Genomic DNA, 19,640 nt, shown 5'->3' with positions numbered 1-19,640 from the left:
TACCTCAAATCAAAAAATGACAACAAATCATGAGGCCAACATGCTTAAACACGCGGTCATTCCGTTTTTAGTCGGCGCAGGCTTGTTAGCCTCCGCACCTTTCGCATCCGCTGCGACTAACCTGGTGTTCTGCTCCGAAGGGAGCCCGGCTGGATTCGACCCAGGCCAATACACCACCGGAACCGACTTCGACGCCTCAGCCGAAACCATGTTCAACCGCCTGACCCAGTTCGAGCGCGGCGGCACCGCCGTGATTCCTGGTCTGGCGACCAAGTGGGACATTTCCGAAGATGGCCTGACTTACACCTTCCACCTGCGTGAAGGCGTCAAGTTCCACACCACCCCGTATTTCAAGCCGACTCGTGAGTTCAACGCCGACGACGTGCTGTTCACCTTCAATCGCATGATTAACAAGGATGACCCGTTCCGTAAGGCGTACCCGACCGAATTCCCGTACTTCACCGACATGGGGATGGACACCAACATCACCAAGATCGATAAAGTCGACGACCACACCGTCAAGTTCACGTTGAAAGAAGTCGATGCCGCGTTCATCCAGAACATGGCCATGAGCTTCGCCTCGGTTCAGTCCGCTGAATACGCAGCGCAGCTGTTGAAAGAAGGCAAGGCAGCCGACATCAACCAGAAACCGATCGGCACCGGCCCGTTCGTGTTCAAGAGCTACCAGAAAGACTCCAACATCCGCTACACCGGCAACAAGGACTACTGGAAGCCTGACGACGTGAAGATCGACAACCTGATCTTCGCCATCACCACCGACCCGTCGGTACGTATCCAGAAGCTGAAAAAGAACGAGTGCCAGGTCACCCTGTTCCCGCGTCCAGCGGATCTCGCGGCCCTCAAGGCCGACAAGACCCTGAAGATGCCTGACCAGGCCGGTTTCAACCTGGGCTACATCGCCTACAACGTGATGGACAAGGTCAAAGGCAGCAACGAACCGAACCCGCTGGCTGACCTGCGCGTGCGCCAGGCGCTGGACATGGCCGTGAACAAGCCACAGATCATCGACTCGGTTTACCAGGGCGCCGGCCAGTTGGCCGTCAACGCCATGCCGCCGACCCAGTGGTCTTACGACACCACCATCAAGGACGCCAAGTACGACCCTGAGAAAGCCAAACAGCTGCTCAAGGAAGCCGGCGTCAAGGAAGGTACCGAGATCGTGCTGTGGGCGATGCCGGTGCAGCGCCCGTACAACCCGAACGCCAAGCTGATGGCTGAAATGCTTCAGTCCGACTGGAAGAAGATCGGCCTGAACGTGAAGATCACCAGCTACGAGTGGGGCGAGTACATCAAGCGCTCCAAAGGTGGCGAGAACCAGGCCATGATCATTGGCTGGAGCGGTGACAACGGTGACCCGGACAACTGGCTGAACGTGCTGTTCGGCTGCGATTCGCTCAGCGGCAACAACTTCTCCAAGTGGTGCGACAAGAAGTTCGACGGCCTCGTCAAGGAAGCCAAGCGCACGACCGACCAGGCCAAGCGCACCGAACTGTACAAAGAGGCGCAACACGTCCTCAAAGATGCAGTCCCTATGACACCTATCGCTCACTCGACGGTGTACCAACCCATGCGCGCCAACGTGCAGGATTTCAAAATCAGCCCATTCGGCCTGAATTCCTTCTACGGCGTCAGCGTCAGCAATTAAGGCACGGCGACGGCGACGTTTTTAACGTCGCCGTTGTTTTTCCTGTCGGGAAGTTAGGAATTTGCCTACATCCAAATCCGCTGCGGATGACTGCATCGGTATAGGACGTGTCGCCTTTTCCTACGAGTATTCAGGCAATTACGCATTTACTGCCAGACCCACGGCCCCTACCGTCGGGATCCGACCAGTTTCTGCGTGGGCCACCGGCTTGCCGTACGCACTGGATTGAGCTCAATGCGACCACACCGTCTCCGGATGAGACTGCGGCGCATTGCACAACACTAAAAAAGAGGGAGCGTCATATGCGCCATACCTTGGTTTTTTCCGCATTGCTGGGCGCCGGCCTGTTGGCCGCCACGTCCGCCAGTTACGCCGCCAGCAACAGCCTGGTGTTCTGTTCCGAAGGCAGCCCCGCTGGTTTTGATACCGCGCAATACACGACGGCGACGGACAACGACGCCGCCGAGCCGCTGTATAACCGTCTGGTGGAGTTCGAAAAAGGCGCAACCAATGTCGTCCCAGGCCTGGCAACCAAGTGGGATATTTCCGAGGATGGTCTCAAGTACACCTTTCACCTACGTGAAGGTGTGAAATTTCATACTACGCCTTATTTCAAACCGACCCGCGATTTCAACGCCGACGACGTGCTTTTCACGTTTAACCGCATGCTCGATCCGCAACAGCCCTTCCGTAAGGCTTATCCGACCGAGTTTCCGTATTTCAACGGGATGAGCCTGAACAAGAACATCGCCAAGGTCGAAAAGACCGGGCCACTGACCGTGGAGTTCACGCTCAACAGCGTCGACGCCGCGTTCATCCAGAACATCGCCATGAGCTTCGCCGCCATCCTGTCCGCCGAATACGCCGACAAACTGCTGGCAGAAGGCAAGCCGAGCGACATCAATCAGAAGCCGGTCGGCACCGGGCCGTTCGTGTTCAAGAGTTATCAGAAAGACTCGAACATTCGTTACACCGGTAATAAACATTACTGGGACCCGAGCCGGGTCAAACTCGACAACCTGATCTTCGCGATCAACACCGATGCTTCGGTCCGTGTGCAGAAACTCAAGGCCAACGAGTGCCAGATCACCCTGCATCCGCGTCCGGCCGATGTCGACGCGCTGAAGAACGATCCGAAACTGCAACTGATCTCCAAGCCGGGTTTCAACCTCGGCTACATCGCCTACAACGTGCGCCACAAGCCTTTCGACCAGCTCGAAGTGCGTCAGGCGCTGGACATGGCGGTGAATAAACAAGGGATTCTCAACGCCGTTTACCAAGGCGCCGGCCAACTGGCCGTCAACGCCATGCCGCCGACCCAGTGGTCCTACGACGATACGATCAAGGACGCCGCCTACAACCCGGAAAAAGCCAAAGAGCGGCTCAAGGCTGCCGGCGTGAAAGAAGGCACCGAGATCACCCTGTGGGCGATGCCGGTGCAGCGTCCGTACAACCCCAACGCCAAATTGATGGCCGAAATGCTCCAGGCGGACTGGGCGAAAATCGGTCTGAAGGTGAAGATCGTCAGCTACGAATGGGGCGAATACATCAAGCGCACCAAGAACGGCGAGCACGACATCAGCCTGATCGGCTGGACCGGTGACAATGGTGACCCGGACAACTGGCTCGGCACGCTGTACAGCTGCGACGCCATTGGCGGCAACAACTACTCCATGTGGTGCGATCCGGCGTACGACAAGCTGATCAAACAGGCCAAAGTCGTCACCGACCGCGACCAGCGCACCACGCTCTACAAACAGGCACAGCAATTGCTCAAGCAGCAAGTGCCGATCACGCCTGTCGCCCACTCGACGGTTAACCAACCGTTAAGCGCCAAAGTTGAAGGGTTCAAAGTCAGCCCCTTCGGCCGCAACGTGTTCTCGGGTGTCGGTATCGATTAAACCAGCCGAATAGCCGCAACGCTGAGGGGGGCCGTCTACCCCCTTCACGCAAGCGCTTTGCCGAAATTCGCCAATCTGGCCTTTTGCAAACGTTTGCGATGTGTGAACGAGTTCTAAACCAAAAACCGGCATACCAAAAAAAGCCGGCATAAAAAGAAAGTAAAGGAGCTTCACCCATGAAACTGAGCAGCACCGCGATACTGGCTCTGGCCATTAGCAGCATCACCGCCACGGCGTATGCCGAGGAACAGAGCCAGGCGTTCACTCCGGTAACCGTTAACGAGAAGAGCGCCCAGGCTGACGCCACCGGCTTCCTCGAGGGTTCCACGATCAGCGGCACCACCCGTAACTGGTACGCCAACGAACAACTCAAGCGTGGCGGCAAATTCACTTACCGCAAGGACGGCGTTGCCACCCCGACTGATCGTCGTATCAACTGGGTACAGGGCACCATCGTTAACTACACCTCCGGCTTCACGCAGGGCACCGTTGGTGTCAGCACTGAAGTGGCCGCTTACAACGCGGTGGCCCTGGAGCGTGATCGCAAGGACCTGGCCTCCAACAACGGCGGTGCACCGGGCTCGCGTCCAGGCGCAGGCAACAACCGTACGCTGACCAAAGAAGGCGGTGACGCTGAAGGCCAGTGGAGCAAACTGGGTCTGGCCAACGTCAAGTTCCGCGTGTCGAACACCACCCTGACCGCCGGTCGTCAGAACTTCAGCACCCCGATCGTCGACACCATCGGCAACCGCGCGCTGCCTTCAAGCTTTGAAGGCGTCAGCCTGCATAGCGAAGAGCTGAACAACCTGTCGTTCGATGCCGGCAGCTTCGACCGCGTATCGCCGCGTACCGAAGAGAGCCTGTCCAAATTCCGCTCCGAGTACACCAACAACAAAGCTGAAACCGATCGCGTCAGCATCGTGGGCCTGAACTATCAGCCGCTGAAAAGCCTGAAGACCAGCCTGTACGCTTCCAAGGTTGAAGACTTCTGGAACCAGTACTACTTCGGCGCCACCCACGAACTGGGTGACAGCAATATCGTCAGCCTGACCACCGGCCTGAACTACTACAAGACCGTCGACACCGGCAAAAAAGAGATGGGTGAAATCGACAACGACACCTACTCCCTGTCGTTCGGCCTGACTCACCAGGCCCACAGTCTGACCTTCTCGTACCAGGAAATTAACGGTAACGAGTACTTCGACTACCTGCACGAAACCAACGGCATCTACCTGGCCAACTCCCTGCTGTCCGACTTCAACGGTCCGAACGAGAAGTCGTTCCAGGTGGCCTATGGCCTGAACATGGCCGAATACGGCGTGCCGGGGCTGAAGTTCAACATCTACCAGGCTCGCGGCTGGGGCATCGACGGTACTCACTACACCGGCACTGCGTACGACGTACGCAATATGGACGGTGAGCACCACTATGAATACGGCATCGGTGCGACCTACGCGGTGCAGAGCGGCCCACTCAAGGCGACCACCATCCGTGGTACCTACACCGCTCACCGCGCCAGCGAAAACCAGTCCGATGGCAGCATCAACGAGTTCCGTCTCGTGACCACCATTCCGTTCAACATCCTGTAAAAACCGCCAACCGACGGCTGACTCATGATGAGTCGGCCGTTCGGTTTTTGTCTTCAACCGATTGCAGAGGGTTATCGATGAAAATGCTTCCCCTACGTGCGGCCGTCGCTGCCGCGTTGTTGAGCGCCGCCATCGGCGTCTCGGCCAAACCCTTGGTGGTCTGCACCGAAGCCAGTCCGGAAGGCTTCGACATGGTCCAGTACACAACTGCAGTCACTGCCGATGCGGTGGCCGAAACCATCTTCAACCGTCTGGCGGACTTCAAGCCCGGCACCACCGAGGTGATTCCGGCGCTCGCCGAATCCTGGGACATCAGTGAAGACGGCCTGACCTACACGTTCCACCTGCGCAAAGGCGTCAAGTTTCACACCACCGAATACTTCAAGCCGACCCGCGACATGAACGCCGACGACGTGGTCTGGAGCTTCCAGCGTCAGCTGGACCCGAATCACCCATGGCACAAACTGTCGAGCGTGGGCTTCCCGTACTTTGAAAGCATGGGCTTCAAAGAACTGCTCAAAAGCGTAGAAAAAGTCGACGACAACACGGTCAAGTTCACCCTGACCCGCCGCGAAGCGCCGTTCCTGGCCGACATCGCCATGGCGTTCTCCTCGATCTACCCGGCCGAATACGCCGACCAGTTGCTCAAGGCCAACAAGACCGGCGACCTCAACAACAAGCCTGTCGGCACCGGCCCGTTCATCTTCCAGCGTTATGCCAAGGATGCGCAGGTGCGCTTCAAGGCCAACCCGGACTACTTCCGTGGCAAGCCACCGGCCGACGCGTTGATTCTGGCGATCGCCACCGACAACAACGTGCGCCTGCAGAAGCTCAAGGCCAACGAGTGCCAGATCGCCCTGTATCCGAAACCGGATGACATTCCGAGCATCAAGAAAGACAGCAACCTGAAAGTCGACGAGCTGGACGCGATGACCGTCTCGTACATCGCCATGAACACCCAGCACAAATACATGAGCGACGTGCGCGTGCGTAAGGCCATCGACATCGCCTTCGACAAGGAAGCCTACGTCAACGCCCTGTTCGGCAAAGGCAACGCCTCGGTTGCGGTCAACCCGTACCCGCCGACCCTGCTGGGTTATAACCACGACCTGAAGAACCCGCCTCGCGATCTGGACAAGGCCCGCGCCCTGCTCAAGGAAGCCGGGGTTCCGGAAGGTACTGTGTTTACCCTGTTTACCCGTAACGGCGGCGGTCCGACCAACCCCAACCCGATGCTCGGCGCACAGATGATGCAGGCTGACCTGGCGAAAGTCGGGATCAAGATCGACATCCGCGTGATGGAATGGGGCGAAATGCTCAAGCGTGCCAAGGCCGGCGAACACGATATGGTGTCGGCCGGATGGGCGGGCGACAACGGCGACCCGGACAACTTCCTGACGCCTATGCTCAGTTGTGAAGCGGCCAAGAACGGCGAGAACTACGCGCGCTGGTGCAACGAGAAATTCCAGGCGCTGCTGGACGAAGCACGGGCTAAAGTAGATCCGGCCGAACGTGCGAAACTCTACGAGCAAGCCCAGGTCCTGTTTAATCAGGACCAGCCATGGATCAGCATGGCCCACACCCGGATGTTTACCGCAATGCGCAACAACGTAGAGGGTTATCACATCAGCCCTCTCACCACTAATAACTTCGCCACTACCCAGGTGAAGTAGATAAGAAACTCCCGGCCTCCCTGACCCCAGGGAAGCCGGGCACGCCTAACCGGCTGATGAGGTACCACACACGATGTTTAGTTTTATTGCCCGCCGACTGGGGTTGTTGATCCCCACGTTTTTCGGCATCACCTTGCTGACTTTCGCGTTGATTCGCATGATTCCGGGCGACCCCGTGGAAGTGATGATGGGCGAACGTCGGGTCGACCCCGAAATGCACGCTCAGGCAATGGAACGCCTAGGTCTGAACAAGCCACTGTATGCCCAGTACCTGGACTACATCGGCAAACTGGCCCACGGCGATCTCGGCGAATCCCTGCGCACCCGTGAGAGCGTATGGACCGAGTTCACCTCCCTTTTCCCGGCGACCCTGGAACTGTCCATGGCCGCCCTGCTGTTCGCCGGCATCCTGGGCCTGTTGGCCGGGGTGATTGCGGCCCTCAAGCGAGGATCCCTGTTCGACCATGGGGTGATGGGTATCTCCTTGGCGGGGTACTCGATGCCGATCTTCTGGTGGGGCCTGATCCTGATCATGTTCTTCTCGGTGAGCCTGGGCTGGACCCCGGTGTCCGGGCGGATCGACCTGCTCTATGACATCGAGCCGCGCACCGGTTTCATGCTGATCGACACGCTGCTGGCCGATGACATGGGGGCGTTCCTCGATGCCCTGCATCACCTGATCCTGCCGGCCATCGTGCTCGGCACCATTCCGCTGGCCGTGATCGCGCGGATGACCCGTTCGTCGATGCTCGAAGTGCTGCGTGAGGACTACATCCGCACCGCCAAGGCCAAAGGCCTGTCGCCGTCGCGCGTGGTGTTCGTGCACGGTCTGCGTAACGCGCTGATTCCGGTACTCACCGTGGTCGGTCTGCAAGTCGGCACCCTGCTGGCCGGTGCGGTCCTGACCGAAACCATCTTCTCCTGGCCCGGTATCGGTAAATGGCTGATCGAAGCCATTGGCGCCCGGGACTACCCGGTTGTGCAAAACGGCATCCTGTTAATCGCCTGCCTGGTGATTCTGGTCAACTTCGTAGTGGACATCCTCTACGGCTTTGCCAACCCACGCATCCGTCATCAGCGCTGAGGTCCATACCATGAGCACTCCAACATCCTCAGTAGCCACCGCCGCTTCCACCGCGGATCAAAGCCTGCTGTACCCGTCTCCGTACAAAGAATTCTGGCAAGCCTTCTCCAAGAACAAGGGCGCGGTGGCCGGCCTGCTGTTCATGCTGCTGATCATCTTCTGCGCGATCTTCGCGCCATGGGTCGCGCCGCATAACCCGAGCGAGCAATACCGTGACTTCCTGCTGACGCCGCCGGCATGGCTGGAAGGCGGGCAGTTGCAGTTCCTGCTCGGCACCGATGAACTGGGGCGTGACTTGCTGTCGCGCCTGATCCAGGGTTCGCGCCTGTCGCTGCTGATCGGCCTGTCGTCGGTGGTGATGTCGCTGATCCCGGGGATCCTCCTCGGTCTGTTCGCCGGTTTCTTCCCGAAGATGATCGGCCCGACCATCATGCGTCTGATGGACATCATGCTGGCCCTGCCGTCGCTGCTGCTGGCGGTGGCAATCGTCGCCATCCTCGGCCCTGGCCTGATCAACACCGTGATCGCCATTGCTGTGGTATCGCTGCCGTCCTACGTGCGTCTGACCCGTGCTGCGGTGATGGGCGAACTGAACCGCGACTACGTGACCGCTGCGCGCCTGGCCGGTGCCGGCCTGCCACGCCTGATGTTCATCACCGTGCTGCCGAACTGCATGGCACCGCTGATCGTTCAAGCGACCCTGAGCTTCTCTTCGGCGATTCTCGACGCGGCGGCGCTGGGCTTCCTCGGCCTTGGCGTACAACCGCCAACCCCTGAGTGGGGCACCATGCTGGCCTCGGCCCGCGACTACATCGAACGCGCCTGGTGGGTGGTGAGCCTGCCTGGTTTGACCATTTTGCTCAGCGTGCTGGCAATCAACTTGATGGGCGACGGCCTGCGCGATGCGCTGGACCCGAAACTCAAGAACGCCGCCTGAGGAGATTCCCATGTCACTGCTAGAAATCAAGAATCTCAACGTTCGCTTCGGCGACAAGACCGCGACGCCCGTTGTCGACGGCCTCGACCTGAAAGTCGACAAGGGCGAAGTACTGGCCATCGTTGGCGAATCGGGCTCGGGTAAATCCGTGACCATGATGGCGCTGATGGGCCTGATCGAGCATCCCGGCATCGTCACCGCCGACGCGCTCAGCTTTGACGGCAAGGACATGCTCAAGCTGAGCAATCGTCAGCGTCGGCAAATCGTCGGCAAAGACCTGTCGATGGTGTTCCAGGACCCGATGACCGCGCTCAACCCGAGCTACACCGTCGGTTTCCAGATCGAAGAAGTGCTGCGCCTGCACCTGAAGATGTCCGGCAAGCAAGCGCGCAAACGCGCCATCGAGCTGCTGGAAAAAGTTGAAATCCCGGGCGCCGCCAGCCGCATGGACGCCTACCCGCACCAACTGTCCGGCGGCATGAGCCAGCGTGTGGCGATTGCCATGGCGATTGCCGGCGAGCCGAAACTGCTGATCGCCGACGAACCGACCACCGCGCTCGACGTAACGATTCAGGCGCAGATCATGGACCTGCTGCTGGCGTTGCAGAAAGAACAGAACATGGGCCTGGTGCTGATCACCCACGACCTCGCGGTCGTGGCCGAAACCGCCCAGCGCGTGTGCGTGATGTACGCAGGGCAAGCCGTTGAAGTCGGTCAGGTGCCGCAACTGTTCGACATCCCGGCGCACCCCTACAGCGAAGCGCTGCTCAAGGCGATTCCCGAGCACAGCCTCGGCGCCTCGCGCCTGTCGACCCTGCCGGGCATCGTTCCGGGCCGTTACGACCGTCCGCAGGGTTGCCTGCTGTCGCCGCGCTGCCCGTACGTGCAAGACAGCTGCCGTGCGCAGCGTCCGAGCCTTGACCCGAAAGCCAACAGCCTCGCCCGCTGCTTCTACCCGCTGAACCAGGAGGTGGCGTAATGGCCGTCGTACTTACCGCCCGCGACCTGACCCGTCATTACGAAGTCTCCCGTGGCCTGTTCAAGGGCCATGCGACCGTGCGCGCACTCAACGGCGTGTCGTTCGAGCTGGAGGCCGGCAAGACCCTCGCCGTGGTCGGCGAGTCGGGCTGCGGCAAATCCACCCTCGCCCGCGCCCTGACGCTGATTGAAGAGCCGTCGTCCGGTTCCTTGAAAATCGCCGGCCAGGAAGTCGCCGGTGCCGACAAGGCCCAGCGCAAACAGCTGCGCAAAGACGTGCAGATGGTGTTCCAGAGCCCGTACGCATCGTTGAACCCACGGCAGAAAATCGGTGATCAGCTGGCTGAACCTTTGTTGATCAACACCAACCTGTCGGCGACCGAACGTCGCGAAAAAGTCCAGGCGATGATGAAACAGGTGGGCTTGCGTCCCGAGCACTATCAGCGCTATCCGCACATGTTCTCCGGCGGTCAGCGCCAGCGCATTGCGCTGGCCCGGGCGATGATGCTGCAACCGAAAGTGCTGGTGGCGGACGAGCCGACCTCGGCGCTGGACGTGTCGATTCAGGCGCAGGTGCTCAACCTGTTCATGGATCTGCAGCAGGAGTTCAACACGGCTTACGTGTTCATTTCGCACAACCTGGCGGTGGTGCAACACGTGGCCGATGACGTGATGGTGATGTACCTCGGTCGCCCGGTGGAACTGGGCCCGAAAAACGACATCTACGAGCGCCCGCTGCACCCTTACACCCAGGCACTGCTGTCGGCGACCCCGACCATTCACCCGGACCCGAACAAGCCGAAAATCAAGATCGTCGGCGAACTGCCCAACCCGCTGAACCCGCCCGCTGGCTGCGCTTTCCACAAGCGCTGCCCGTATGCGACCGAGCGCTGCAGCACGGAAGAGCCGGCGTTGCGCCAACTCGATAGCCGGCAGGTGGCTTGCCACTACGCCGAGCAGTTCCTCGACGGCGCGGCATAAGCAAATCCGGAAAGCGATACAAAGCACTGTGGGAGCGAGCTTGCTCGCGAAGGCGTTGGATCATTCAACATAGATGTCGCCTGATACACCGCTTTCGCGAGCAAGCTCGCTCCCACAGGGATCGCATTTCAAACAAAGTGACGTGTTAACCAAACCCCTTCCGTCTCGATTGCGCATCAGTCGAGGCAGAAGGGGTTTTCTTTTGCCTGAGGTTTACGTCTGGCTGTCGCCTTCGTCGTCCGGACCATTAGATTCCGGATCATCGGTAGTCGAGTCGTCGTCATCGGCGCTGCCACCCTGCCCCTGATCGCCCGGCTCGGATTCAGACTTGGCGAGCATCAAGCCGCTGTGCCCGACCTGGCCGTTAAAGGCCTGGGAATCGTGATCCTCGCACTCGGCCCAGGCCGTCGCGGTGCCGAGGGACAGCATGACCATCACTTTCAACAGCAATAAAACCCGTAGCAATCTGCTTTTCATAGCCGACTCCATCCTTTTTCAGGTGAGACATGCGTGCCTGACTGGCGCTGTGTGAAATCTAGTTCCGATCCATCGGGTTCACCAGATAGGACGCTAACGAGCGGGCAGAAATGCCCTGCGCAGACAGACAGGTTTCGAATAACGTCTATCGCGGGATCAGCTAAGCGGACGGGTCGCTTGCCACGTCAAGGGAATCGACATCAGTACCAACACGGTGCTGCTCAGCCAGACACTGTGGCCGCCGAACTGACCGTACAACTGAGCGCTGAGCACCGGCGACAACAACGCGCTGGCACTCCAGCTCATAAAGAACAGGCCAAAGTACTGACCGCTTTTGCCACTCTGGGCAAACTGCATCACCAGCACATTCAGCGGCGGCATGAACAACGCTTCACCCAAAGTCCAGATCAGCGTCGACAGACAGACGAACGCCAGTCCGGAACCGAACGGCAACATGCCCAAGCCGCCGGCCAGCAACAAACTCCCTGCGAGCATTTGCCACCGCGTCCCCCAACGCTCGCCGCAGTGCGACAGGGGAATCTGCAGCGCGATCACCAGCAACGCATTGAGCCCGAACTGCCAGCCGATCGCCTCGGTGCTCAACTGGTAGTAATCGCGCAGATAGTTACCCAGCGTGCTGTAGACCGTGTCGAAGGCGATGCCGAGCACGGCCGTCGCTGCCAGCAACCACAGGAACGGTTTGTCACGAAACGGCCCACCCGACCCACCTGTACCGCTCGTGGATGGCTCGTCATTGATCAGCACCGGCCGCTGCCACGTGGTGCGAACAAACCACAGTAACGCCAGCAACGTCATCGCCGCACTGCCAAAAAATACCCAGCGAAAATCCGTCTGCGCCAACACCCCTCCCGCCACGCCCGCGGCGGCCATGCCGAGGTTGCGCGCAACGCGACTCAAAGCCTGCGCACGCGAACGCTGCGCCACTTTGCAATATTCCATGATCAGGCGCTGATGCAGCGTGCGAATGGCGCCATCAATGGCTCCGCTGAGCAACAGCAATGCCGCGAGCAACGGCACTTGCGTCACCAGCCCCAGCAGAATCAACACCCACACCGAAACAAAGAACAACGTCGCGGTCAGCCGCGCCGTACGCACATGATCACTGAGCCAGCCACCGAGCATCGAACCGACCAGCAACCCCGCACCATACGCCGACAGCAACCAGCCCACGGTCTCAATCGCCAGCCCCAACTCCTGACGCAGGTACAACGCCATGAACAGCTTGACCATGCTACTCAGGCGATTGATGAACAGCAGCGCACCGAGCACCCAGGCCATCACACCGAAATAACTGCCGAGGCGCAGCAGGTGAGTCAGTCGACTCGTCATTCCATTGACCTCTCAAAGCGACGTGCGTGGAGCTGGAACACTAACGATCAGCTCGCCGTTTGTCGCGTTCGGAACATCGTGATCACAAAATCGGAGCCGAAGATCAAAAGCCCCTCACCCTAACCCTCTCCCGGAGGGAGAGGGGACTGACCGCGGTGTTTGGGCGAACTACGCCGACGTGCGATACCGCGTTGAACTCAGGTTCTGAAAAGCAAACAAATCGGCCTCTCACCCTCCCAGAGAGAGGGGCTGATCGCGGTGTTTGGGCGAACTACGCCGACGTGCGATACCGCGTTGAACTCAGGTTCTGAAAAGCAAACGAATCGGCCTCTCACCTTCCCAGAAAGAGGGGCTGATCGCGGTGTTTGAGAGAGCTACGCCGACGTGCGATACCGAGTCGAACTCAGGTTCTGAAAAGCAAACAAATCGGCCTCTCATCCTCCCAGAGAGAGGGACTGATCGCGGTGTTTGAGAGAGCTACGCCGACGTGCGATACCGAGTCGAACTCAGATTCTGAAAAGCCCACAAATCGGCTCCCTCTCCCTCGGGAGAGGGCTGGGGTGAGGGGCAAGAGCACCACAAATCCAAAGCCAAACACCCGCTCCTCACCACTCAATAGGCCGAGTGTCAGCTCGCCTGCTTTTGATCTTGATCCACGGGCGACGTCGGAAGGCTGAGTGGAGGGATTGATCCGGGCGTGGGAGCGCAGCGACCGTTTGGCGCAGCCAAACACAGCGAGAGGAGGTGCAGCGAAGCAAACCGTAGGCGCTGCGCCCGGATCGATCCCGCAGCGAAGGAACCCCGAGCCCCAGCGAGCGGGCCGCACGTAGGAGCAAGCGTTTTTTTGCTTACTTTTTTTAGGCGTTTGTAAAAAAAGTGAGTCGCCGTAAGGGCGAAACCGTAATCAGCAACACCCGCAGAAACGGACACACCCCCAAACCCACCAAGTAAAAAAAAGCCCCCTAGGCACACACCGAGGGGGCTTTTCGAACAAACCAGCTCAACGCTTAATGATGCTCACGCGTCGCCCGGAACTTCACATCCGGCCAGCGCTCTTCCATCAACGCCAGGTTAACCCGCGTCGGCGCAAGGTAGGTCAGATGCCCACCGCCATCCAACGCCAGGTTTTCCACAGCCTTGTTGGAAAACTCCTCAAGCTTCTTCTTGTCGCTGCATTCAATCCAGCGCGCAGAGTAAACAGTGATCGGCTCATAAGAGCACTCAACCTTGTATTCCTCCTTCAAACGACTGGCGACCACATCGAACTGCAGCACACCCACGGCGCCAAGAATGATGTCGTTGCTGCGTTCCGGGAAGAACACCTGCGTTGCGCCTTCTTCAGCCAGCTGTTGCAGACCCTGACGCAGTTGCTTGGACTTCAGTGGATCACGCAGACGCACACGACGGAACAGTTCCGGGGCGAAGTGCGGGATACCGGTGAAACCGAGGACTTCACCTTCGCTGAAGGTGTCGCCGATCTGGATCGTGCCGTGGTTGTGCAGACCGATGATGTCGCCGGCGTACGCCTCTTCCAGCTGTTCACGCTCGGAGGAGAAGAACGTCAGGGCATCGCCGATGCGCACGTCCTTGCCGGTACGCACGTGGCGCATCTTCATGCCTTTTTCGTACTTGCCCGAGCAGATGCGCATGAAGGCGATGCGGTCGCGGTGTTTCGGGTCCATGTTCGCCTGGATCTTGAAGATGAAGCCCGAGAACTTCTCTTCCACCGGCTCCACGGTGCGCTCGTTGGCGACACGGGCCAGCGGACGCGGTGCCCAGTCAACGACGGCGTCGAGCACGTGGTCGACACCAAAGTTGCCCAGTGCAGTACCGAAGAACACCGGGGTCAGTTGACCGTCGAGGAACTCCTGCTGGTTGAACTCGTGGCAGGCGCCCTGCACCAGTTCCAGTTGTTCGAGGAAACGGTCGTACTCATCGCCCAGGTGCGCACGCGCTTCATCGGAGTCGAGTTTCTCGATGATCTTGGTTTCGGTGCGTTCGTGACCATGACCGGCGGTGTAGACAATGATGTAGTCGTCGGCCAGGTGGTACACGCCCTTGAAATCGCGGTAGCAACCGATCGGCCAGGTGATCGGCGCTGCCTTGATCTTCAGCACGGCTTCGATTTCGTCGAGCAGTTCGATCGGGTCGCGGATGTCGCGGTCGAGTTTGTTGATGAAGCTGACGATCGGCGTGTCACGCAGACGGCAGACGTCCATCAGGGCGATGGTCCGTGGCTCTACACCTTTACCGCCGTCGAGAACCATCAATGCCGAGTCGACCGCCGTCAGGGTGCGGTAGGTGTCTTCGGAGAAGTCTTCGTGGCCCGGGGTGTCGAGCAGGTTGATCATGTGTTCGCGATACGGGAACTGCATGACCGACGTGGTAATGGAAATACCCCGTTGTTTCTCCATCTCCATCCAGTCGGATGTCGCATGGCGATCGGATTTACGGGATTTCACCGTACCGGCCACCGCAATCGCCTTGCCCATCAACAGGAGCTTTTCGGTGATCGTGGTTTTACCGGCATCGGGGTGGGAAATAATGGCGAAAGTGCGGCGTTTCGCGACTTCGGCGGCCTGGTTGGTCATGGGAAATCGCCTGGCGGTGATTCAAAAAAGGGCCGCGATTATAGCCCAACTCGATGCAATAACCGAACCGTTGAGCACATTAAGGGTGGCCAAATGCTGTCTCAGATGGGAACCTTTTAAAGCACGGAGACGTCCATCCCCTGTTACGACATTTCGTCAGGGGCTGAAAAATCAGCAAGTTAGCCTGACGAGGCTGCGCTCATGGCTCGCTTTCAGACCGCTTTTTGCCGGTGCTGAGGGAGCTGCTTCTCGCGAACGTTTATTCCCGGCAGCCAAGGCTTGGCATGCCACTCGGGAGAGCGTTCGCCGACTACAAAAAAAGGAGTCCGCCTGTGGCTATCCGCTATGGCAAAGGGCTGATGGGAGGTGCGGTGGTGATCGCGCTCCTGGCCCTGCTGATCCACTGGATCGGCATCAACACGATCGAACACTACCGCGACGATTTGTTGTTTTACCTGCAAGCTCATCTGATTCTCGTCCTCGCTTCAATGCTGGCCGCCCTGGTCGTGGGCATCCCCGCCGGCATCTTCCTCAGTCGCCCGACCATGGTCGGCCGCGCTGAACGCTTCATGCAGATCTTCAATATCGGTAACACCGTGCCACCGCTGGCCGTACTGGCGATTGCCCTGGGGATTCTCGGCATCGGCAGTGGTCCGGCGATCTTCGCTTTGTTCCTCGCCTCCCTGTTGCCGATCGTGCGCAACACCTACGAAGGCCTGAAAAATGTGCAGGGCTCGCTGAAAGAAGCCGCCGTCGGCATCGGCATGACCCCGCGCCAGGTGCTGTGGAAAGTCGAATTGCCCAACGCCGTGCCGATCATCGTCGGTGGTGTGCGTGTCGCGCTGGCAATCAACGTCGGCACCGCGCCATTGGCGTTCCTGATCGGTGCGAACAGCCTTGGCAGCCTGATCTTCCCCGGCATCGCCCTGAACAATCAGCCGCAACTGCTGCTCGGCGCCGCGTGCACCGCGCTGCTGGCCCTGCTGCTCGATGGCGTCGTCACCCTCGCCAGCCGACTCTGGCTGGAACGCGGTTTGCGCCCGTCTTAAGGCTTTGTGAAGGAATACCTATGAAACGATTGAGCTTGATTCTGGGCTGTATCCTGCTGTTCGCAGGCGTCGCCCAAGCCGCTGAAAAACCGGTTATCCGCCTCGGCGCACGAGTCTTCACCGAGCAGACCCTGCTCGCGGAAATCACCGCGCAATACCTGCGCAGCAAAGGTTACGACGCGCAGATCACCGGCGGCCTGGGCAGCAACCTGGCCCGCAGCGCCCACGAAAGCGGGCAACTGGACATGCTCTGGGAATACACCGGCGTGTCGCTGGTGGCCTACAACCATGTCACCGAAAAACTCGACAGCGAACAGTCCTACGCCCGGGTGAAAGAACTCGACGCAAAAAAAGGCCTGGTCTGGCTGACCCCGTCGAAATTCAGCAACACCTACGCCCTCGCCCTGCCGAAAAAAGTCGCCGAGGAGTACCCGCAGATCAACAACATCAGCCAGTTGAACGAGGTGTTGCAGGCTGAAGCCAAGACCAACCATCTGGTGGCACTGGACACCGAGTTCGCCAACCGCTCTGACGGTCTGGACGGCATGGTCAAGCTCTACGGCATGAACCTGACCCGCAAGAACATCCGCCAGATGGACGCGGGGCTGGTCTACACCGCATTGCGTAACGGGCAAGTGTTTGCCGGTCTGGTCTACACCACTGACGGTCGCCTCAACGCGTTCGGCCTGAAACTGCTGGAAGACGACAAGCACTATTTCCCCGACTACACCGCCGCGCCGGTGGTGCGTCAGGCGTATCTCGACGCGCACCCGCAACTGGCCGAGCAACTCAAGCCGCTGGCGGAGCTGTTCGACGACGAAACCATGCGCCAGCTCAACGCGCGGGTCGATGTCGATCACGAGAGCCCGTCGAAAGTCGCCGCGGATTTCCTGCGCCAGCATCCACTCAACTAAGGAGGAAAAGTCATGGAATTTCTGAACGCCTTTTCCCACCTCGACTGGCAGCAGGTGATGCACCTGACCTGGCAGCACATCACTCTGGTCGGCATCGCGGTGACGCTGGCGATCCTCATCGGCGTGCCGCTGGGGATCCTGATGACGCGTTTCCCGAGCCTCGCCGGTCCCTTGCAGGCCAGCGCCACGGTGCTGTTGACCGTGCCGTCGATTGCCCTGTTCGGCCTGCTGCTGCCGTTCTACTCCAAGTTCGGCCAGGGTCTGGGGCCGATGCCGGCCATCACTGCGGTGTTCCTCTATTCGCTGCTGCCGATCATGCGCAACACCTACCTCGCCCTGACCGGCGTCGAACCGGGCATCCGTGAAGCCGCACGCGGTATCGGCATGACTTTCGGCCAGCGCCTGCGCATGGTCGAGCTGCCGATTGCGGTACCGGTGATCCTCGCCGGCGTGCGCACCGCCGTAGTGATGAACATTGGCGTGATGACCATCGCCGCGACCATCGGCGCCGGTGGCCTCGGCGTGTTGATCCTCGCCTCTATCAGCCGCAGCGACATGTCGATGCTCATCGTCGGCGCGCTGCTGGTCAGTCTTCTGGCGATCTTCGCCGACCTTCTCCTGCAGTGGCTGCAACGTACGCTGACTCCAAAAGGACTCCTCAAATGATCGAACTTCAAAACCTCAGCAAGACCTTCCAAAGCAACGGCAAAGATGTCAAAGCCGTGGATTCGGTAAGCCTGACCGTCAATGAAGGCGAAATCTGTGTGTTCCTCGGGCCATCGGGTTGCGGCAAAAGCACCACGCTGAAGATGATCAACCGCCTGATCAAACCGACCTCGGGCAAGATCCTGATCAACGGCGAAGACACCACCGACCTCGACGAAGTAACTCTGCGTCGCAACATCGGTTACGTGATCCAGCAGATCGGCCTGTTCCCGAACATGACCATCGAAGAGAACATCGTCGTCGTGCCGAAGCTGCTCGGCTGGGACAAACAGAAATGCCACGACCGCGCCCGCGAGTTGATGAGCATGATCAAGCTCGAACCCAAGCAGTATCTGCATCGCTACCCGCGTGAACTGTCCGGCGGCCAGCAACAACGGATCGGCGTGATCCGCGCATTGGCGGCGGATGCGCCGCTGTTGCTGATGGACGAGCCGTTCGGTGCGGTCGACCCGATCAACCGCGAAATGATCCAGAACGAGTTCTTCGAGATGCAACGGGCGCTGAACAAGACCGTGATCATGGTCAGCCACGACATCGACGAAGCGATCAAGCTGGGCGACAAGATCGCGATTTTCCGCGCCGGCAAACTGCTGCAGATTGATCACCCGGACACCCTGCTCGCGCATCCGGCGGACGATTTCGTCAGCAACTTCGTCGGCCAGGACAGCACGCTCAAGCGTCTGTTGTTGGTGAAGGCAGAAGATGCGGCGGACAACGCGCCGTCGGTGAGCCCGGAAACCCCGGTGGCCGATGCCCTGGAATTGATGGACGAGCATGACCGCCGCTATGTGGTCGTCACCTGTGCCGAGAACAAGGCGCTGGGCTATGTGCGTCGTCGCGACCTGCACCGCCAGACCGGCACCTGTGCGCAATTCCTGCGCGAGTTCAACGCCACGGCGGCGTACGACGAGCATTTGCGCATCCTGTTGTCGCGGATGTACGAGTTCAACCGTTCGTGGCTGCCGGTGATGGATGCCGAGCGGGTGTTCCTTGGCGAGGTGACGCAGGAGTCGATTGCGGCTTATCTGAGCTCGGGGCGCTCGCGCGGGATGAAGACAAATATCGTCTCGCCTGCTGAAGCGGTAGTCGCCTAAAAAATACACAACCTGTGGGAGCGAGCTTGCTCGCGAAAGCGGAATATCAGTCAACAACGATGTCGACTGTGAAAATGCCTTCGCGAGCAAGCTCGCTCCCACAGGATCCGGGTGATTTTTTCTTCACTCATCAGGCGGAAAAGAATCTCAACACCGAATAAGCCCACAGCCTGTCTAAAGCGACCTGCGAAACAGCCAAAATCCCTCTCACACCCCTCTCTCGCGGCCAACGTCGCCGATGTTGTCGCCATCACACTTACCCACGATTTAGCCGACAAAAGCCGCGAACGTGCAGGTATTTTTAACACTTGAAAATTCTCGGGGAACATCTGTCCGTCATCTCGGTCGGCTACAAAGAGTGATGAACGCGACGCACGTCAGAAGCGTGCAAAAACGCGACATTTTTAGTTGATCTCACGCCCCTCACGCCCTAAAGTTCGCGCCGAACGTCCATGCTGGAAACGATCCATCCGGCTCAAGTACTGACGACGAGACAGCAAGGCCAAGGGCAACGCCCCATGGCCTTTTTGCTTTCGGCGACATGCCTTGGGAAGTAGGCGAACCAAAGTGGGGATACGGAGGACGTTCATTTGCACCCATTGTTTAACTTAGTTTGCCAGTAGGAGTTCC

15 protein-coding genes are annotated in these 19,640 nt (G+C 59.3%); 12 read left to right on the top strand and 3 right to left on the bottom strand.

Features of this window, described 5'->3' with window-relative positions:
• The first annotated feature begins 40 nt into the window (after positions 1–40).
• The 8 genes from ACXX9E_RS09810 (at position 41) to ACXX9E_RS09775 (ending at position 10,809) form a co-directional block, all read left to right on the top strand.
• Entirely contained in the window at positions 41–1,666 is a 1,626-nt protein-coding gene (locus tag ACXX9E_RS09810; RefSeq protein ID WP_458555365.1) for an ABC transporter substrate-binding protein, read from the top strand.
• A 302-nt stretch (positions 1,667–1,968) separates the two neighbouring features.
• A complete protein-coding gene (locus tag ACXX9E_RS09805; RefSeq protein ID WP_458555364.1) occupies positions 1,969–3,567 on the top strand; it encodes an ABC transporter substrate-binding protein in 1,599 nt (532 codons plus the stop codon).
• Between the two features lie 176 nt (positions 3,568–3,743).
• Positions 3,744–5,156, top strand: coding sequence for an OprD family porin (locus ACXX9E_RS09800; protein ID WP_128616060.1), 1,413 nt, complete (start codon positions 3,744–3,746; stop codon positions 5,154–5,156).
• 77 nt (positions 5,157–5,233) lie between these two features.
• Positions 5,234–6,829, top strand: coding sequence for an ABC transporter substrate-binding protein (locus tag ACXX9E_RS09795; RefSeq protein WP_186748606.1), 1,596 nt, complete (start codon positions 5,234–5,236; stop codon positions 6,827–6,829).
• A gap of 73 nt (positions 6,830–6,902) precedes the next feature.
• On the top strand, positions 6,903–7,913 hold the full coding sequence (locus ACXX9E_RS09790; protein WP_007953665.1) for an ABC transporter permease subunit: 1,011 nt from the start codon (positions 6,903–6,905) through the stop codon (positions 7,911–7,913).
• 10 nt (positions 7,914–7,923) lie between these two features.
• Entirely contained in the window at positions 7,924–8,850 is a 927-nt protein-coding gene (locus tag ACXX9E_RS09785) for an ABC transporter permease subunit (RefSeq protein WP_322376357.1), read from the top strand.
• Between the two features lie 10 nt (positions 8,851–8,860).
• On the top strand, positions 8,861–9,829 hold the full coding sequence (locus tag ACXX9E_RS09780) for an ABC transporter ATP-binding protein (protein WP_123464592.1): 969 nt from the start codon (positions 8,861–8,863) through the stop codon (positions 9,827–9,829).
• Positions 9,829–10,809, top strand: a complete 981-nt coding sequence (locus tag ACXX9E_RS09775; RefSeq protein WP_025109499.1) for a peptide ABC transporter ATP-binding protein — start codon at positions 9,829–9,831, stop codon at positions 10,807–10,809. Before ACXX9E_RS09780 ends, ACXX9E_RS09775 begins: the two co-directional genes overlap by 1 nt.
• Positions 10,810–11,022: 213 nt before the next feature.
• Here the strand turns inward: ACXX9E_RS09775 and ACXX9E_RS09770 are convergent, their stop codons facing one another.
• The 3 genes from ACXX9E_RS09770 to ACXX9E_RS09760 form a co-directional block, all read right to left on the bottom strand.
• A complete protein-coding gene (locus ACXX9E_RS09770) occupies positions 11,023–11,286 on the bottom strand; it encodes a hypothetical protein (protein ID WP_458555363.1) in 264 nt (87 codons plus the stop codon).
• Positions 11,287–11,442: 156 nt separating this feature from the next.
• Positions 11,443–12,636, bottom strand: a complete 1,194-nt coding sequence (locus tag ACXX9E_RS09765) for an MFS transporter (protein WP_458555362.1) — start codon at positions 12,634–12,636, stop codon at positions 11,443–11,445.
• Positions 12,637–13,643: 1,007 nt separating this feature from the next.
• On the bottom strand, positions 13,644–15,227 hold the full coding sequence (locus ACXX9E_RS09760; RefSeq protein ID WP_027610807.1) for a peptide chain release factor 3: 1,584 nt from the start codon (positions 15,225–15,227) through the stop codon (positions 13,644–13,646).
• 359 nt (positions 15,228–15,586) lie between these two features.
• Between ACXX9E_RS09760 and ACXX9E_RS09755 the strand changes: the two genes are divergently transcribed.
• From ACXX9E_RS09755 to ACXX9E_RS09740, 4 genes are read left to right on the top strand one after another with little or no spacing between them, the layout of a single operon-like run.
• Positions 15,587–16,276 (top strand): ABC transporter permease, encoded by a 690-nt coding sequence (locus ACXX9E_RS09755; protein WP_177490688.1) that lies wholly within the window; start codon positions 15,587–15,589, stop codon positions 16,274–16,276.
• Between the two features lie 20 nt (positions 16,277–16,296).
• Complete coding sequence (locus tag ACXX9E_RS09750) at positions 16,297–17,190, top strand: glycine betaine ABC transporter substrate-binding protein (protein WP_123464585.1); 894 nt, start codon at positions 16,297–16,299, stop codon at positions 17,188–17,190.
• Positions 17,191–17,202: 12 nt separating this feature from the next.
• Positions 17,203–17,856: an ABC transporter permease gene (locus tag ACXX9E_RS09745; RefSeq protein ID WP_007965673.1), complete on the top strand. Its 654-nt coding sequence runs from the start codon at positions 17,203–17,205 to the stop codon at positions 17,854–17,856.
• A complete protein-coding gene (locus ACXX9E_RS09740; protein WP_047291222.1) occupies positions 17,853–19,010 on the top strand; it encodes an osmoprotectant ABC transporter ATP-binding protein OsmV in 1,158 nt (385 codons plus the stop codon). Before ACXX9E_RS09745 ends, ACXX9E_RS09740 begins: the two co-directional genes overlap by 4 nt.
• The last annotated feature ends 630 nt before the right edge of the window (positions 19,011–19,640 follow it).

Source organism: Pseudomonas sp. GNP014, assembly GCF_054344005.1.
This window is presented reverse-complemented; position numbering and strand designations above follow the sequence as displayed.

Excerpts from the sequence above, each read along its gene's own strand:
- ACXX9E_RS09775 (WP_025109499.1), top strand. The coding sequence starts at position 9,829 with ATGGCCGTCGTACTTACCGCCCGCGACCTGACCCGTCATTACGAAGTC.
- ACXX9E_RS09760 (WP_027610807.1), bottom strand. The coding sequence starts at position 15,227 with ATGACCAACCAGGCCGCCGAAGTCGCGAAACGCCGCACTTTCGCCATT.
- ACXX9E_RS09790 (WP_007953665.1), top strand. The coding sequence starts at position 6,903 with ATGTTTAGTTTTATTGCCCGCCGACTGGGGTTGTTGATCCCCACGTTT.
- ACXX9E_RS09785 (WP_322376357.1), top strand. The coding sequence starts at position 7,924 with ATGAGCACTCCAACATCCTCAGTAGCCACCGCCGCTTCCACCGCGGAT.
- ACXX9E_RS09770 (WP_458555363.1), bottom strand. The coding sequence starts at position 11,286 with ATGAAAAGCAGATTGCTACGGGTTTTATTGCTGTTGAAAGTGATGGTC.
- ACXX9E_RS09810 (WP_458555365.1), top strand. The coding sequence starts at position 41 with ATGCTTAAACACGCGGTCATTCCGTTTTTAGTCGGCGCAGGCTTGTTA.
- ACXX9E_RS09745 (WP_007965673.1), top strand. The coding sequence starts at position 17,203 with ATGGAATTTCTGAACGCCTTTTCCCACCTCGACTGGCAGCAGGTGATG.
- ACXX9E_RS09740 (WP_047291222.1), top strand. The coding sequence starts at position 17,853 with ATGATCGAACTTCAAAACCTCAGCAAGACCTTCCAAAGCAACGGCAAA.
- ACXX9E_RS09755 (WP_177490688.1), top strand. The coding sequence starts at position 15,587 with ATGGGAGGTGCGGTGGTGATCGCGCTCCTGGCCCTGCTGATCCACTGG.
- ACXX9E_RS09750 (WP_123464585.1), top strand. The coding sequence starts at position 16,297 with ATGAAACGATTGAGCTTGATTCTGGGCTGTATCCTGCTGTTCGCAGGC.
- ACXX9E_RS09765 (WP_458555362.1), bottom strand. The coding sequence starts at position 12,636 with ATGACGAGTCGACTGACTCACCTGCTGCGCCTCGGCAGTTATTTCGGT.
- ACXX9E_RS09780 (WP_123464592.1), top strand. The coding sequence starts at position 8,861 with ATGTCACTGCTAGAAATCAAGAATCTCAACGTTCGCTTCGGCGACAAG.
- ACXX9E_RS09795 (WP_186748606.1), top strand. The coding sequence starts at position 5,234 with ATGAAAATGCTTCCCCTACGTGCGGCCGTCGCTGCCGCGTTGTTGAGC.
- ACXX9E_RS09805 (WP_458555364.1), top strand. The coding sequence starts at position 1,969 with ATGCGCCATACCTTGGTTTTTTCCGCATTGCTGGGCGCCGGCCTGTTG.
- ACXX9E_RS09800 (WP_128616060.1), top strand. The coding sequence starts at position 3,744 with ATGAAACTGAGCAGCACCGCGATACTGGCTCTGGCCATTAGCAGCATC.